13 protein-coding genes and 6 tRNA genes are annotated in these 13,685 nt (G+C 54.4%); 10 read left to right on the top strand and 9 right to left on the bottom strand.

Translation table 11 applies throughout. From position 1 onward, the window contains the following. Positions 1-119: 119 nt before the first annotated feature. Positions 120-881 (bottom strand): sulfate transporter CysZ, encoded by a 762-nt coding sequence (gene cysZ / locus QQZ17_RS24320; protein WP_152403093.1) that lies wholly within the window; start codon positions 879-881, stop codon positions 120-122. Between the two features lie 230 nt (positions 882-1,111). On the opposite strand from cysZ, the gene zipA reads away from it, so the two are divergent. The 3 genes from zipA to QQZ17_RS24305 all read left to right on the top strand — a co-directional run bounded on the left by zipA (position 1,112) and on the right by QQZ17_RS24305 (position 4,451). Continuing rightward, on the top strand, positions 1,112-2,143 hold the full coding sequence (gene zipA / locus QQZ17_RS24315; RefSeq protein WP_152403094.1) for a cell division protein ZipA: 1,032 nt from the start codon (positions 1,112-1,114) through the stop codon (positions 2,141-2,143). A 72-nt stretch (positions 2,144-2,215) separates the two neighbouring features. Then, positions 2,216-4,231, top strand: a complete 2,016-nt coding sequence (ligA, locus tag QQZ17_RS24310; RefSeq protein WP_152403096.1) for an NAD-dependent DNA ligase LigA — start codon at positions 2,216-2,218, stop codon at positions 4,229-4,231. 1 nt (position 4,232) lies between these two features. Further along, the gene (locus tag QQZ17_RS24305; protein ID WP_042317684.1) at positions 4,233-4,451 is read left to right on the top strand and encodes a DUF3820 family protein; all 219 of its coding nucleotides are present in this window, start codon (positions 4,233-4,235) and stop codon (positions 4,449-4,451) included. On the opposite strand, the gene QQZ17_RS24300 is transcribed toward QQZ17_RS24305, so the two are convergent. Then, positions 4,448-5,446, bottom strand: coding sequence for a bile acid:sodium symporter family protein (locus QQZ17_RS24300; RefSeq protein ID WP_152403098.1), 999 nt, complete (start codon positions 5,444-5,446; stop codon positions 4,448-4,450). The genes QQZ17_RS24305 and QQZ17_RS24300 overlap by 4 nt on opposite strands. An 89-nt stretch (positions 5,447-5,535) precedes the next feature. On the opposite strand from QQZ17_RS24300, the gene QQZ17_RS24295 reads away from it, so the two are divergent. Further along, on the top strand, positions 5,536-6,462 hold the full coding sequence (locus tag QQZ17_RS24295; protein WP_152403100.1) for a LysR family transcriptional regulator: 927 nt from the start codon (positions 5,536-5,538) through the stop codon (positions 6,460-6,462). Here the strand turns inward: QQZ17_RS24295 and QQZ17_RS24290 are convergent. After that, positions 6,453-6,794: a FlxA-like family protein gene (locus QQZ17_RS24290; protein WP_152403103.1), complete on the bottom strand. Its 342-nt coding sequence runs from the start codon at positions 6,792-6,794 to the stop codon at positions 6,453-6,455. The genes QQZ17_RS24295 and QQZ17_RS24290 overlap by 10 nt on opposite strands. A gap of 236 nt (positions 6,795-7,030) precedes the next feature. Between QQZ17_RS24290 and xapA the strand changes: the two genes are divergently transcribed. The 3 genes from xapA (at position 7,031) to QQZ17_RS24275 (ending at position 10,168) form a co-directional block, all read left to right on the top strand. Then, the gene (gene xapA, locus QQZ17_RS24285; RefSeq protein WP_152403105.1) at positions 7,031-7,864 is read left to right on the top strand and encodes a xanthosine phosphorylase; all 834 of its coding nucleotides are present in this window, start codon (positions 7,031-7,033) and stop codon (positions 7,862-7,864) included. A gap of 64 nt (positions 7,865-7,928) precedes the next feature. Continuing rightward, positions 7,929-9,185, top strand: coding sequence for a nucleoside permease (locus QQZ17_RS24280; protein ID WP_152403107.1), 1,257 nt, complete (start codon positions 7,929-7,931; stop codon positions 9,183-9,185). Positions 9,186-9,283: 98 nt separating this feature from the next. Continuing rightward, on the top strand, positions 9,284-10,168 hold the full coding sequence (locus tag QQZ17_RS24275) for a LysR family transcriptional regulator (RefSeq protein WP_152403109.1): 885 nt from the start codon (positions 9,284-9,286) through the stop codon (positions 10,166-10,168). A 209-nt stretch (positions 10,169-10,377) separates the two neighbouring features. Here the strand turns inward: QQZ17_RS24275 and QQZ17_RS24270 are convergent. The 4 genes from QQZ17_RS24270 to QQZ17_RS24255 all read right to left on the bottom strand — a co-directional run bounded on the left by QQZ17_RS24270 (position 10,378) and on the right by QQZ17_RS24255 (position 10,771). Beyond that, a tRNA-Lys gene (locus QQZ17_RS24270) sits at positions 10,378-10,453 on the bottom strand. A gap of 4 nt (positions 10,454-10,457) precedes the next feature. After that, positions 10,458-10,533 (bottom strand) — tRNA-Val (locus QQZ17_RS24265). A gap of 41 nt (positions 10,534-10,574) precedes the next feature. Continuing rightward, positions 10,575-10,650, bottom strand: a tRNA-Val gene (locus QQZ17_RS24260). Between the two features lie 45 nt (positions 10,651-10,695). Next, positions 10,696-10,771: transfer RNA gene (locus QQZ17_RS24255), tRNA-Val, on the bottom strand. Between the two features lie 258 nt (positions 10,772-11,029). Between QQZ17_RS24255 and gltX the strand changes: the two genes are divergently transcribed. Further along, positions 11,030-12,445, top strand: a complete 1,416-nt coding sequence (gene gltX / locus QQZ17_RS24250; RefSeq protein ID WP_152403111.1) for a glutamate--tRNA ligase — start codon at positions 11,030-11,032, stop codon at positions 12,443-12,445. A 53-nt stretch (positions 12,446-12,498) separates the two neighbouring features. Here the strand turns inward: gltX and QQZ17_RS24245 are convergent, their stop codons facing one another. Continuing rightward, positions 12,499-12,891 (bottom strand): MerR family transcriptional regulator, encoded by a 393-nt coding sequence (locus QQZ17_RS24245; RefSeq protein ID WP_152403113.1) that lies wholly within the window; start codon positions 12,889-12,891, stop codon positions 12,499-12,501. Position 12,892: 1 nt separating this feature from the next. Beyond that, a complete protein-coding gene (locus QQZ17_RS24240) occupies positions 12,893-13,255 on the bottom strand; it encodes a MerR family transcriptional regulator (protein WP_042317698.1) in 363 nt (120 codons plus the stop codon). 221 nt (positions 13,256-13,476) lie between these two features. On the opposite strand from QQZ17_RS24240, the gene QQZ17_RS24235 reads away from it, so the two are divergent. Continuing rightward, positions 13,477-13,552: transfer RNA gene (locus QQZ17_RS24235), tRNA-Ala, on the top strand. A 39-nt stretch (positions 13,553-13,591) separates the two neighbouring features. Next, positions 13,592-13,667, top strand: a tRNA-Ala gene (locus QQZ17_RS24230). The last annotated feature ends 18 nt before the right edge of the window (positions 13,668-13,685 follow it).

Here is a 13,685-nt window from a genome sequence, read left to right as displayed (position 1 = left end):
CCCTTCAGGCTGAGATGGGGAAGTAAAGATTTCGCATATCTATATGCTGTGGAGAAATAATGGGGATCAGTATGGAATAAGAGGTGGTATAAGCCACCTCTCGTTTACACATTTTTGCATTACTTCCATAACGCGTGCTTAGCACGATAGCAATCTACCCACATCGCCGTGGCGCCACAGACTGCCACCGGCATGATGAAGAGATTGAGTATCGGGATCAGAGTAAAGAGGCTGGTGAGCGCACCAAACTGCATATTGATGACCTTACGACTGCGCAGGGCGGTACGCATCTCTTTAAACGGCACTTTATGGTTATCAAAAGGGTAATCGCAATACTGAATCGCCAGCATCCAGGCACTGAACAGGAACCACAACACGGGGGCGACGGTTTGCCCGATACCGGGAATAAAATAGAGGATCAGCAGCACAATGGCGCGTGGCAAATACCAGGCGAGCTTTTGCCATTCGCGTTTCATAATGCGCGGCACATCTTTCATGATGCCCAGAACCCCGGTATCCGGCGGCGCTGCGCCAGTCAGACGCGCTTCCAGTTGCTCCGCCAGTAGCCCGTTAAACGGTGCGGCAATCCAGTTGGCCAGGGTCGAGAAAAAGTAACCAAACACCAGCAGTACAGAAAGGACGGCGATGGGCCACAGCAAATAGCTCAGCCATTGCAACCAGTCGGGGACGTGACGCATTAATGACGGGATCCAGACATCCAGTTGTGTGAATAACCACCAGAATGCACTGCCCATCAGCAGGATGTTTACCAGTAGCGGTAAAATGACATAGCGACGGATCCCCGGCTGCGAAACCAGTTTCCATCCCTGAGCAAAGTAGTAAAAACCGCTACGTGGTGCAGTGACAGATGATGACACCATAGTCAGGACATGCTCCTTTTAGTATAAGTCCTAAGTGAACACGGGTATCTTACCGGGTTATCGCATGCAGAACAGTTCAGAAATGTTCGAAAAAACAGCAAAAAGCACAATTTCGTTCATCTTTATGCTGTGAAAGCTAAGAGTACACTTGCACTTGACGTAATCGGCAAATACTCTTAGTGAGTAAATGTTTGCCGTGGTGGCAAGGTGTTAGAACAACAGAGAATATAATGATGCAGGATTTGCGTCTGATATTAATCATTGTTGGCGCGATCGCCATAATCGCTTTACTGGTACATGGTTTCTGGACCAGCCGTAAAGAACGATCTTCTATGTTCCGCGATCGTCCACTGAAACGCATGAAATCAAAACGCGACGACGACTCGTATGACGATGATGTTGAAGCTGACGAAGGCGTCGGTGAAGTTCGTGTTCACCGCGTGAATCATGCCCCTGGCAATCCGCAGGAGCATGAAGCTCCTCGCCAGTCGCCGCAACACCAGTACCAGCCGCCTTATGCGTCGGCTCAACCGCGTCAGCCGGTTCAGCAACCGCCTGAAACGCCGGTACAGCCGCAGCATGCCCAGCGTCCGCCGCAACAGCCGGTACAGCAGCCTGCGCCGCAGCAGTCCGCTCAGCCGCGACCAGTCCAGCAACCTGCGCCACAGCAACCTGTCCATCCGTCGCAGCCGGTTCAACAACAGCCCATCGCGCCGCAGGTTCAGCCTGTTCAGCCGACTGCGCCACAACCGTCTCAGCAGGCCTTCCAACCCGCGGAACCCGTGGTTGAGCCGCAGCCTGAGCCCGTCGTTGAAGAGGCGCCAGCTCCGGAAAAACCGCAGCGTAAAGAAGCGGTGATCATCATGAACGTCGCCGCCCATCATGGCAGCGAGTTGAACGGTGAAGTGCTGCTCAACAGCATTCAGCAGGCCGGTTTCAAATTTGGCGACATGAATATCTTCCATCGTCATCTGAGTCCGGATGGCAGTGGCCCGGCGTTGTTCAGCCTGGCGAATATGGTTAACCCGGGTACGTTTGATCCAGAAATGGTCGACTTCACCACGCCGGGCGTGACCATCTTCATGCAGGTGCCGTCTTATGGTGATGAACTGCAAAACTTCAAATTGATGCTGCAATCCGCACAGCACATTGCCGATGAAGTCGGCGGCGTGGTGCTCGACGATCAGCGTCGGATGATGACGCCGCAAAAATTGCGCGAGTATCAGGACCGTATCCGCGAAGTGAAAGACGCGAACGCCTGATACACTCAAGGCACGACAACTTCCTTTCTGAACCCCCGCCTGTCGGGGGTTTTTTATCATTGATGGTGCGATATGGAATCAATCGAACAACAACTGACTGAACTGCGAACCACGCTTCGCCATCATGAGTATCTTTACCATGTGATGGATGCGCCAGAAATCCCGGATGCAGAATACGACCGCCTGATGCGCGAACTGCGTGAACTGGAAGCGCAGCACCCGGAACTGATCACCCCGGATTCTCCGACCCAGCGCGTGGGCGCTGCGCCGCTGGCGTCTTTTAGCCAGATTCGTCATGAAGTGCCGATGTTGTCGCTGGACAACGTCTTTGATGAAGAGAGTTTCCTGGCATTTAATAAACGCGTCCAGGACCGTCTTAAGAGCAGCGATAAGGTGACCTGGTGCTGCGAACTGAAGCTGGACGGTCTGGCGGTCAGTATCCTCTACGAAAACGGGGTGCTGGTAAGCGCTGCAACCCGTGGCGATGGCACGACCGGTGAAGACATTACCTCAAACGTGCGGACGATCCGCGCCATTCCGTTAAAACTTCGCGGCGATAACATTCCGACGCGTCTGGAAGTGCGTGGCGAGGTGTTTTTGCCGCAGGCGGGTTTTGAAAAGATCAATGACGATGCTCGTCGGACGGGCGGTAAGCTGTTTGCTAACCCGCGTAACGCGGCGGCGGGTTCGCTGCGCCAGCTCGACCCGCGTATCACCGCGAAGCGACCGCTCACTTTCTTCTGCTATGGCGTTGGCGTGCTGGAAGGCGGCGAACTGCCCGATACCCATCTGGGCCGCCTGCTCCAGTTTAAAGCGTGGGGGCTGCCGGTCAGCGATCGCGTGACCCTGTGCGACTCCCCGGAAGCCGTGCTGGCGTTTTACCACAAAGTGGAAGAGGACCGTCCGACGCTGGGCTTCGACATTGACGGCGTTGTGATTAAGGTCAACTCGATGGCGCTTCAGGAGCAACTGGGCTTTGTCGCGCGCGCGCCGCGCTGGGCGGTGGCCTTTAAATTCCCGGCGCAGGAGCAGATGACCTTTGTTCGTGACGTGGAGTTCCAGGTGGGACGTACCGGAGCGATTACGCCCGTTGCGCGCCTTGAACCTGTTCAGGTTGCGGGCGTGCTGGTGAGTAATGCCACGCTGCATAACGCTGATGAAATCGAGCGTCTCGGGCTGCGTATTGGCGATAAAGTGGTGATTCGCCGTGCTGGCGATGTCATCCCGCAGGTGGTCAACGTGGTGCTTTCCGAACGTCCGGACGACACGCGGCCAGTGGAATTTCCGACGCATTGCCCGGTATGCAATTCCGACGTCGAACGCGTGGAAGGTGAAGCGGTCGCTCGCTGTACCGGTGGCCTGATTTGCGCCGCGCAGCGTAAAGAGTCCCTCAAGCATTTCGTCTCTCGACGGGCGATGGACGTGGACGGGATGGGTGACAAAATTATCGACCAACTGGTTGAGAAAGAGTATGTCCACACGCCGGCGGACTTGTTCAGGCTGACAGCCGGTAAACTGACCGGTCTCGACCGGATGGGGCCGAAGTCGGCGCAAAACGTGGTGGATGCGCTGGAAAAATCGAAAGAGACGACCTTTGCGCGCTTCCTGTATGCGCTGGGGATCCGGGAAGTCGGCGAGGCTACTGCGGCAGGGCTGGCGGCCTTTTTTGGTACGCTGGACGCGCTGGAAGCCGCTTCTATTGACGAACTGCAAAAAGTTCCGGACGTGGGCATTGTGGTCGCTACCCATGTGTTTAACTTTTTTGCCGAAGAGAGCAATCGCGAGGTGATCGCACAACTGCTGGCGGAAGGCATTCGCTGGCCCGCGCCGGTGGTTATCAATGCGGATGAAATCGACAGTCCTTTCGCCGGGAAAACGGTCGTTCTGACGGGGAGTCTGAGTCAGATGTCGCGCGATGATGCCAAAGCGCGGCTGGCGGAACTCGGGGCGAAAGTGGCGGGCAGCGTCTCGAAGAAGACCGATCTGGTCATTGCCGGCGAAGCGGCAGGTTCCAAGCTGGCAAAAGCGCAGGAGTTGGGGATTGCGGTCATTGACGAAGCGGAAATGCTCCGCCTGCTGGGTGTCTGAGATGGAGAAAGAGCAGCTCGTTGAGATTGCCAACACGGTGATGCCGTTTGGTAAATACAAAGGGCGTCGGCTGATCGATGTGCCGGAAGAGTATCTGTTGTGGTTTGCCCGCAAGGATGAGTTCCCGGCGGGTAAACTGGGCGAACTGATGCAAATCACGCTGCTGATCAAAACCGAAGGGCTGAGCCAACTGGTTCAGCCCCTGAAACGTCCGCTTTAAGCTTTTGCGGCGCGGCTGTCCTGCTGCGCCTGTAACTGTTCGGCCTGGCGCTTATAGCGACGCGCCAGTACCGCACAGACCATCAACTGGATCTGGTGGAAAATCATCAGCGGCAATACCATCATCCCAATGACGGACGTCGGAAAGAGGATGTTGGCCATGGGTACGCCGTTCGCCAGACTCTTTTTCGACCCGCAGAAGACAATCGTGATTTCGTCGGCCTTGTTGAAGCCGCATTTGCGTGCCACAAAGATGTTTACGGCAATCACGATGGCGAGCAGCACAATGCTGACTACGACGATAAACAGCAGCGATCCCCAGCCCACTTTGTGCCAGATCCCGTTAACCACGGCTTCGCTGAAGGCCGAATAGACCACCAGCAGAATCGACGTCTGATCCGTCTTCGCAATCCATTTTTTATTTCGCGCAACCCATTTGCCGATCCACGGACGGGAAAGGTGTCCGAGCACAAACGGCAACAGCAGTTGCAGCATGATTTTGCCGACCTGCTCCAGACTTCCTTCTGCGCCGTGAATGTTCATCACCACGCCGACCAGCAGCGGGGAGAGGAAAATCCCCAGCAGGCTGGAGGCCGACGCTGAGCAGACCGCCGCCGCAACGTTCCCTCCAGCCAGCGACGTAAAGGCAATTGCCGACTGCACCGTGGCGGGCAAAATGCACAGATACAGGAAACCGGTGTACAGCATTGGGTCAACGTTGACGGGCGCCCACCAGGCAAACAGTACACCGAGTACCGGGAACAGAATGAAGGTGCTGCACATCACCCACAGGTGCAAACGCCAGTGACTGCCGCCAGCGATAATGGCTTCGCGCGAGAGCTTCGCCCCGTGCATAAAGAACAGGAGCGCAATGGCGGCGGTGGTAATGCCTTCAACGACAGGAACAAAATCTCCCTCAGCTGGAAAAAATGAGGCCAGCAGGACGACCGCAACCAGGGTCAGGGTAAACGGATCAAGGATTCGAAAAATATTCATAAATACTCCAGGAATTCGGTGTCCTCATTTTGCGTTTTTCATTTTGAGAAATAAAATTGATTTATTGCATCTATATATGAATTGAGTTGATGAATTATTCTCTGCGTCAATTACGTGTGTTTGTTACCGTTGCTCAGGAGCGAAGTTTCAGCCGGGCCGGTGAGTTTATTGGTCTGAGCCAGTCGGCCGTCAGTCACAGTATCAAAGAACTGGAGCGCCAGACAGGAGTGAAGTTACTGAACCGCACGACGCGTGAAGTCGTGCTGACGGATGCCGGGCAACAACTGGCAGGCCGCCTGGAGCGGCTGCTGGATGAACTTCATATCACGCTACGGGAAGCGGGCAGAGTGGGCACGCAACTCGCCGGTACTGTCCGCGTGGCGGCAAGCCAGACTATCTCCGCCCATCTCATTCCGCAGTGTATTGCGCAAAGCAATCAGCGTTATCCGGCGATCGACTTTGTCCTGCACGATCGACCGCAGCAGTGGGTGCTGGAGAGTATCCGTCAGGGGGAAGTGGATTTTGGTATTGTGATTGATCCCGGTGCCGTGAGCGATTTGCAGTGTGAAGCAATACTGTCCGAACCCTTCCTTCTGCTCTGCCATCAGGCGCATCCGCTGGCGCAACAGGAGTGGGTGAGCTGGCAGGATCTCCAGCAGGAACGCCTGGTGTTGCAGGATTACGCGTCGGGAAGTCGGCCGCTCATTGACGCGGCGCTCGCGCACTTTGCGATAGAAGCCAATATTGTGCAGGAGATTGGTCATCCGGCGACGCTGTTTCCGATGGTGGAAGCGGGGATAGGCATTAGCATTTTGCCTGCGCTGGCCTTACCGCTTCCGCAGGGAAGTCATTTGCAGGTGAAGCGCCTGACGCCGGTGGTGGAACGACAGTTGATGCTGGCGCGGCGCAAAAATCGCTCGCTGTCGACGGCAGCCCAGGCGCTGTGGGAGGTGGTTCGCACCCAGGCGAATGAATTAACGGATTTACGTGCACAGGATCCGCTCTATCAGATATAGACATCAATCTGATGATCGTCAGAAGGATAATTAACGCCTTCTGCTTTAACCTGTGTTTGATCCTGCTTTTGCTGCGCCTCTTCGGCCTGCTGACGCTGTAACTGTGCCAGTTGCGCCTGCAACATTTTGATCTGCGTCTGGATCAACTCCTGCTGCTTCTGCTTCTCTTCGGCACTGCCGCTGCCGTCCGACACTTCTTTGAGCTTCTGCGTCAGTTGGGTGATTTTCTCTGCAATCTGCGCGATTTGTGCAGAGAGGCTGTTACCGGCGGCGGCTTTTGCCCCACCGCCACCGCTTTGTACGGAAGGGGTTGAGACGTTAATGGTGGTCATCGTGGTTTCCTTTTGCCATTAAAACTACGATATCGGCACAAGTCAGCAGACCTTCAGTACTCCCTGCCATTTCTGGCAGGGACGCTTTTTCTTACCCAACGGTTCTGATTTGCCATATCAATATATATTTACTATCGATCGGCAGGGAAAACTGTATTGGTAATCGATTGCGTGCTCTGGTTATAACCATTACCTCTCTCACTCAATGAGTGATTAGCCGATTATAAGGACATCTCATGACCGACTCCCACTTTTCCCAGAATCCCTGGAACAGCGCTGATATTATTCGCGGCTACAAGCCTGACTTCACGCCGCGCGTCGCCTTTATCCTTGGTTCGGGTTTAGGCGCGCTGGCTGAGCAGATAGAAGACGCGGTGGCGATTTCCTACGAGAAGCTGCCGGGTTTTCCGGTGAGTACCGTTCACGGGCATGCGGGCGAGTTAGTGCTCGGTCATCTGGCCGGGGTTCCCGTCGCCTGTATGAAAGGGCGCGGGCACTTCTACGAAGGACGCGGCATGACCGTGATGACCGACGCCATTCGCACGCTGAAGCTGCTGGGTTGCGAACTGCTGTTCTGCACCAACGCGGCGGGTTCTCTGCGTCCGGAAGTGGGGCCAGGGAGCCTGGTGGCACTGAGCGACCATATTAACACCATGCCGGGGACGCCGATGGTTGGGCCGAACGACGACCGCTTTGGCGAGCGTTTCTTCTCGCTGGCCAATGCTTACGACGCCGACTATCGCGCGGTTTTGCAGAGCGTCGCAGCCGACGAAGGTTTCGCGCTGAGCGAAGGGGTGTTTGTTTCCTATCCGGGGCCTAACTTTGAGACAGCAGCAGAGATCCGCATGATGCAGATTATCGGTGGTGATGTGGTGGGGATGTCGGTGGTACCTGAAGTCATCACCGCCCGCCATTGCGGACTGAAAGTGGTTGCCGTGTCGGCGATCACCAATCTGGCGGAAGGCCTGGGTGATGTGAAACTCTCGCATGCGCAAACCCTGGCGGCGGCTGAACTTTCACGACAGAACTTTATCGACCTGATTTGCGGGTTCCTGCGCAAACTGGCCTGAAACAGAGAATAATAATGACCCCGCCAGCAGGCGGGGTTCGTACTCTACGGCAAGGAAGAGAAAAATGGGTATTGCGTCCCGATTAAAGATCATGTCGTTTATGCAATATTTTATCTGGGGAAGCTGGCTGGTGACCCTGGGCTCATACATGATTAACACCCTTCATTTTACCGGTGCCAATGTGGGTATGGTGTACAGCTCAAAAGGGCTGGCGGCGATTATTATGCCCGGTATTATGGGGATTATTGCTGACAAGTGGCTGCGTGCGGAGCGCGCTTATATGTTCTGTCATCTGCTCTGCGCAGGCGTGTTGCTCTACGCGACCACGGTGACTGACCCGGACACCATGTTCTGGGTGATGTTGATCAACGCAATGGCCTTCATGCCGACTATTTCTCTCTCCAACAGCGTCTCCTATTCCTGTCTGGCGCAGGCAGGGCAGGATCCGGTAACGGCATTTCCTCCTATCCGCGTTTTCGGCACGATTGGCTTTATCGTTGCAATGTGGACTGTGAGCCTGATGGGATTGGAACTGAGCAGCGCGCAGCTGTACATTGCGTCCGGCGCATCACTGCTGCTGGCTATCTATGCACTCACGCTGCCAAAAATACCGGTGGCCGAGAAGAATGCGAGCGCGTCGCTTGCCAGTAAGCTGGGGCTGGATGCGTTCGTGTTGTTTAAAAATCCGCGGATGGCGATCTTCTTCCTGTTCGCCATGATGCTGGGTGCCGTGCTGCAAATTACCAACGTTTTCGGTAATCCCTTCCTGCACGACTTTGCCCGCGATCCGCAATTTGCCGATAGCTTTGTGGTGAAATACCCGTCCATCTTACTGTCCGTCTCGCAGATGGCGGAAGTGGGCTTTATTCTGACCATCCCGTTTTTCCTCAAACGTTTTGGCATCAAAACGGTCATGCTGATGAGTATGCTGGCGTGGACATTGCGCTTTGGTTTCTTTGCTTTTGGCGACCCGTCACCGTTCGGTTTCGTCCTGCTGCTGATGTCGATGATCGTCTACGGCTGTGCATTCGACTTCTTCAACATTTCTGGCTCCGTCTTCGTTGAGCAGGAAGTGGAATCTCGGATCCGTGCCAGCGCGCAGGGGTTGTTTATGACGATGGTCAACGGCGTCGGGGCGTGGGTTGGTTCCATCCTGAGCGGTATGGCGGTGGATTACTTCTCTGTGGAGGGTGTGAAGGACTGGCAAACTATCTGGCTCGTCTTTGCGGCGTATGCCCTGGCGCTGGCGGTGATTTTCGCGCTGTTCTTTAAGTATAAGCATGAGCCTGAAAAACTGACTCAGCACTCGCTGGCCCGTTAATCCTCCTTTGCGGCGGGCGAGTGTTGCCCGCCGTTCCAGTTCTGCGATGCAATGTGGTAACCTGGCGCATCACTCTTCCCCTCAGGAGCGCATTACCCATGGAACGCACGCATCGTATCGATCTCAAGTTACTGCGTTATTTTCTTGCCGTCGCCGAAGAGTTGCATTTTGGACGCGCCGCGGTTCGTCTGAATATGTCGCAGCCTCCGCTGAGCATTCATATTAAGGAGCTGGAACAGGAGCTTGGCACGCTGTTGTTTATCCGGCATTCCCGCAGCGTGGCGTTGACCCATGCGGGGAAAATCCTGATGGAAGAGTCGCGGCGTCTGCTTTCCAGCGCTAATCAGGTACTGGCACGAGTCGAACAGATTGGGCGCGGTGAAGCAGGGCGGATCGAACTGGGGGTGATCGGCACCGCGATGTGGGGAAAAATGCGCCCGGTCATGCGGCGATTCCTGAAGGCGAATCCCAACGTTGAGGTGTTGTTTCGCGAAAATATGCCGGCAATGCAGATGGCTATGCTGGAGCGACGTGAACTGGATGCTGGTGTCTGGCGAATGGCGATTGACCCTGCGCCTGGATTTACCAGCCTGCGGCTGCATGAATCCTCTTTTCTGGTTGCGATGCCGGAAGAACATCCGCTGACTGCCCGTGAGGCCGTGCCGTTAGCCGCACTGCGCAATGAATATTTCGTCACCATGCCGTCCATTCACACAGACTGGGCGTTTCTGCAACGCGTTTGTCAGAGCGCCGGATTCTCTCCAATGATTATTCGTGAAGTGATGGAGCCGCAAACCGTACTGGCGATGATTAGCATGGGGATCGGCATTACGCTGATTGCAGACAGTTATGCGCAGATGAACTGGCCGGGAGTGGTGTTCCGTCCATTAGAAGAGCGTATTCCGGCAGATTTGTACATTGTGTATGACCAGCAGCAGGCGACACCAGCACTGGACCATATGATTGTCGCCTTAACGACGTAACGGAGAACCGTAGACCTGATAAGCGTAGCGCCATCAGGTAAGCAGGTTTGAGCCTTGTGAATCCTGATATCGCCGGATGGCGACTGACGTCTTATCCGGCCTACGCGGCTTAACTGAGCAGTGTAGGCCTGATAAGCGAAGCGCCATCAGGCTCGAATCGTGACATTCTGCGCATAGCAAAAAGGCGCCTTTAGGGCGCCTTTCTACATTGGTGGGTCGTGCAGGATTCGAACCTGCGACCAATTGATTAAAAGTCAACTGCTCTACCAACTGAGCTAACGACCCGAAGTGGTGGGTGATGACGGGATCGAACCGCCGACCCCCTCCTTGTAAGGGAGGTGCTCTCCCAGCTGAGCTAATCACCCACTTCGGTACTTCACAATAAGAAATTTAGCTGGTGAGAAAGTGGTGGGTGATGACGGGATCGAACCGCCGACCCCCTCCTTGTAAGGGAGGTGCTCTCCCAGCTGAGCTAATCACCCACTTCTCAATTTCTTATCTACACGGCGGAGACTACATAAAGTAGTTGGTGGGTGATGACGGGATCGAACCGCCGACCCCCTCCTTGTAAGGGAGGTGCTCTCCCAGCTGAGCTAATCACCCCCGCTGTGTGGAGTCGCATTATAGGGAGAGTTGAAAATGAGTCAACGCCTTTTCTAAAGAAATTGTTCGTTCGTCGTAATTTTAAACAAAACGATAGCGAAACGGTCTCTGACGCATGATTTCTAAACAAAAACGTCTATGCGCGGCGTTTACCCGGTAACAACATTGAGGATTTACCTCACAGTGATAGAATATCGGCCATTCCATTTTCCCCGGATTTGCCGGTTGTCGGCATCTTTATAAACGTAAGGCCATTTCATGAAAATCAAAACTCGCTTCGCGCCAAGCCCGACAGGTTATCTGCACGTCGGTGGTGCGCGTACTGCTCTCTATTCCTGGCTTTTTGCACGTAATCACGGCGGTGAGTTTGTGCTGCGTATTGAAGACACCGATCTTGAACGTTCCACGCCGGAAGCGATCGAAGCCATTATGGATGGGATGAACTGGCTGAGCCTGGAATGGGACGAAGGTCCGTACTTCCAGACTAAGCGTTTCGATCGTTATAACGCAGTGATTGATGAGATGCTGGAAGCGGGCACAGCCTATAAATGCTACTGCTCCAAAGAGCGTCTGGACGCACTGCGTGAAGAGCAGATGGCGAAGGGCGAAAAGCCGCGTTACGACGGTCGCTGCCGTCATGGTCATGAACATCACGCAGATGACGAGCCTTGCGTTGTCCGTTTTGCCAACCCGCAGGACGGTTCTGTCATTTTTGACGACCAGATCCGTGGCCCGATCGAATTCAGTAATCAGGAGCTGGACGATCTGATTATCCGCCGCACCGACGGTTCCCCGACCTATAACTTCTGTGTTGTGGTGGACGACTGGGATATGGAGATCACCCACGTGATTCGTGGTGAAGACCATATCAACAATACTCCGCGCCAGATCAACATCCTTAAAGCGCTGAACGCACCGGTGCCGGTGTATGCCCACGTTTCCATGATCAACGGCGACGATGGTAAAAAACTGTCCAAACGTCACGGCGCGGTGAGCGTTATGCAGTATCGTGATGACGGTTATCTGCCGGAAGCCCTGTTGAACTACCTGGTGCGTCTGGGCTGGTCCAGCGGCGATCAGGAAATCTTCACCCGTGAAGAGATGATCAAGCTGTTCTCCCTCGGTGCGGTCAGCAAATCTGCCAGCGCGTTCAATACGGAAAAACTGCAGTGGCTGAACCATCACTACATTAACTCGCTGGCACCGGAGTATGTGGCAACGCATCTGCAGTGGCACATCGAGCAGGAAAACATCGACACGCGCAATGGTCCACAGCTGGCTGATCTGGTGAAACTGCTGGGCGAGCGTTGCAAGACTTTGAAAGAGATGGCGCAGAGCTGCCGTTACTTCTACGAAGACTTTGCCGAGTTTGATGCTGATGCTGCGAAGAAACACCTGCGTCCGGTTGCGCGTCAGCCGCTGGAAGTCGTGCGCGACAAACTGGCGGCCATTACCGAGTGGACGGCTGAAAACGTGCACCATGCCATTCAGGCGACCGCCGATGAGCTTGAAGTGGGGATGGGCAAAGTTGGTATGCCGCTGCGCGTTGCGGTAACCGGTGCGGGCCAGTCTCCTGGCTTAGACGTAACGGTACATGCGATTGGTAAAACCCGAAGCATCGAGCGTATCAATAAAGCACTGGCTTTTATTGCAGAGCGTGAAGCGCAGCAGTAAGCGATCGGCGCATTAGCAGAACGGCAGGGGAGACTCTGCCGTTTTTATTTGCGTCACTCAGAATCGTTCAGACCCAGGCGAGTAAGAAAACCGCGGATGCCTTCGCGTGAAAGAAACAGCGCTAACTTTTCCCGTTCCTCTTCGGACATATTTTCCACGGCATCAATAATCTGGCGATAGGCATGACTGCGTATGGCAGGGTTGTATTCAGCCAGCGACTCCTCAGCCTGATAAAATGCAGAATGGTTACGAAACGCCGGGATGTTCAGAATAAATTCTCGCACGCGCGTGTCGATATGAACGAGCCTTGCCCGACCACCTTTAACACCTGGAAATTTTTCCGTTTCCCATTTTTGCTCACGGATCCAGCGATTCACGGTTTGTTTAGCCACACCGAGACAATCCGCCAGTTCTTCGGTGGTCATTTTGCTGCGTAATCTTTTCATATTATTTGCTGTCGCGGATCCCTAAGCGTTGTAATAAACCGGTAATCCCTTCCCGCAGTAGCAAAGAGGTAAAGTGTTTTTGTTCGGCTGGTGTCATCTCTTTCACCAGTTTGACCAGTAGCGCTTCCAGTGAGGCATCGCCTGGGGGCGAGAAGGTGTCAGACAGCCCTTCCGCCGAGCGTTCTGCGCTGCGGATATATTCACGAACCTGTTCGTTAACATGCACCAGTCGTGCTTTACCGCCCTGGACGCCTGGTTTTGGTGATGTCGCCCAACCCTCTTTTCGTACCCACTTATTGATGGTCTGTCGGCTGTAACCCGTCAGATTAGCGAGTTCTTCTGGCGTCATCCGCTCCTTGAACATAAAGATTCCCTGAATAGTCGTATGGTTAATTAGTGGTTCATTTTATAGCACCATTTTAGTGGAAACCGTGACGTGTTTAACTACTGAATGCGAGTTGTTACGCATTGCTATTCAGTTGTCTGCTTTTTCAGCGATTAGAATCGGCGTTTTCAATTTGCCGTTGACACATGCGAAGGGAATTCATATGATGCCGCCCGTCAACTCGACAAGCTTTACGTAATGGGGCTATAGCTCAGCTGGGAGAGCGCTTGCATGGCATGCAAGAGGTCAGCGGTTCGATCCCGCTTAGCTCCACCAAAAATTGAACCCAACAATTTTGGTACGTAAACGCATCGTGGGGCTATAGCTCAGCTGGGAGAGCGCTTGCATGGCATGCAAGAGGTCAGCGGTTCGATCCCGCTTAGCTCCACCAAATTCAGAACCCTCGCTG

This window comes from Citrobacter sp. T1.2D-1 (assembly GCF_950098555.1).
GTDB classification, from domain to species: Bacteria; Pseudomonadota; Gammaproteobacteria; order Enterobacterales; family Enterobacteriaceae; genus Citrobacter_A; species Citrobacter_A telavivensis.
This window is presented reverse-complemented; position numbering and strand designations above follow the sequence as displayed.

Excerpts from the sequence above, each read along its gene's own strand:
- QQZ17_RS24245 (WP_152403113.1), bottom strand. The coding sequence starts at position 12,891 with ATGAAAAGATTACGCAGCAAAATGACCACCGAAGAACTGGCGGATTGT.
- QQZ17_RS24280 (WP_152403107.1), top strand. The coding sequence starts at position 7,929 with ATGGGTATTGCGTCCCGATTAAAGATCATGTCGTTTATGCAATATTTT.
- QQZ17_RS24295 (WP_152403100.1), top strand. The coding sequence starts at position 5,536 with ATGAATTATTCTCTGCGTCAATTACGTGTGTTTGTTACCGTTGCTCAG.
- zipA (WP_152403094.1), top strand. The coding sequence starts at position 1,112 with ATGATGCAGGATTTGCGTCTGATATTAATCATTGTTGGCGCGATCGCC.
- QQZ17_RS24275 (WP_152403109.1), top strand. The coding sequence starts at position 9,284 with ATGGAACGCACGCATCGTATCGATCTCAAGTTACTGCGTTATTTTCTT.
- ligA (WP_152403096.1), top strand. The coding sequence starts at position 2,216 with ATGGAATCAATCGAACAACAACTGACTGAACTGCGAACCACGCTTCGC.
- QQZ17_RS24305 (WP_042317684.1), top strand. The coding sequence starts at position 4,233 with ATGGAGAAAGAGCAGCTCGTTGAGATTGCCAACACGGTGATGCCGTTT.
- xapA (WP_152403105.1), top strand. The coding sequence starts at position 7,031 with ATGACCGACTCCCACTTTTCCCAGAATCCCTGGAACAGCGCTGATATT.
- gltX (WP_152403111.1), top strand. The coding sequence starts at position 11,030 with ATGAAAATCAAAACTCGCTTCGCGCCAAGCCCGACAGGTTATCTGCAC.
- cysZ (WP_152403093.1), bottom strand. The coding sequence starts at position 881 with ATGGTGTCATCATCTGTCACTGCACCACGTAGCGGTTTTTACTACTTT.
- QQZ17_RS24290 (WP_152403103.1), bottom strand. The coding sequence starts at position 6,794 with ATGACCACCATTAACGTCTCAACCCCTTCCGTACAAAGCGGTGGCGGT.
- QQZ17_RS24300 (WP_152403098.1), bottom strand. The coding sequence starts at position 5,446 with ATGAATATTTTTCGAATCCTTGATCCGTTTACCCTGACCCTGGTTGCG.
- QQZ17_RS24240 (WP_042317698.1), bottom strand. The coding sequence starts at position 13,255 with ATGTTCAAGGAGCGGATGACGCCAGAAGAACTCGCTAATCTGACGGGT.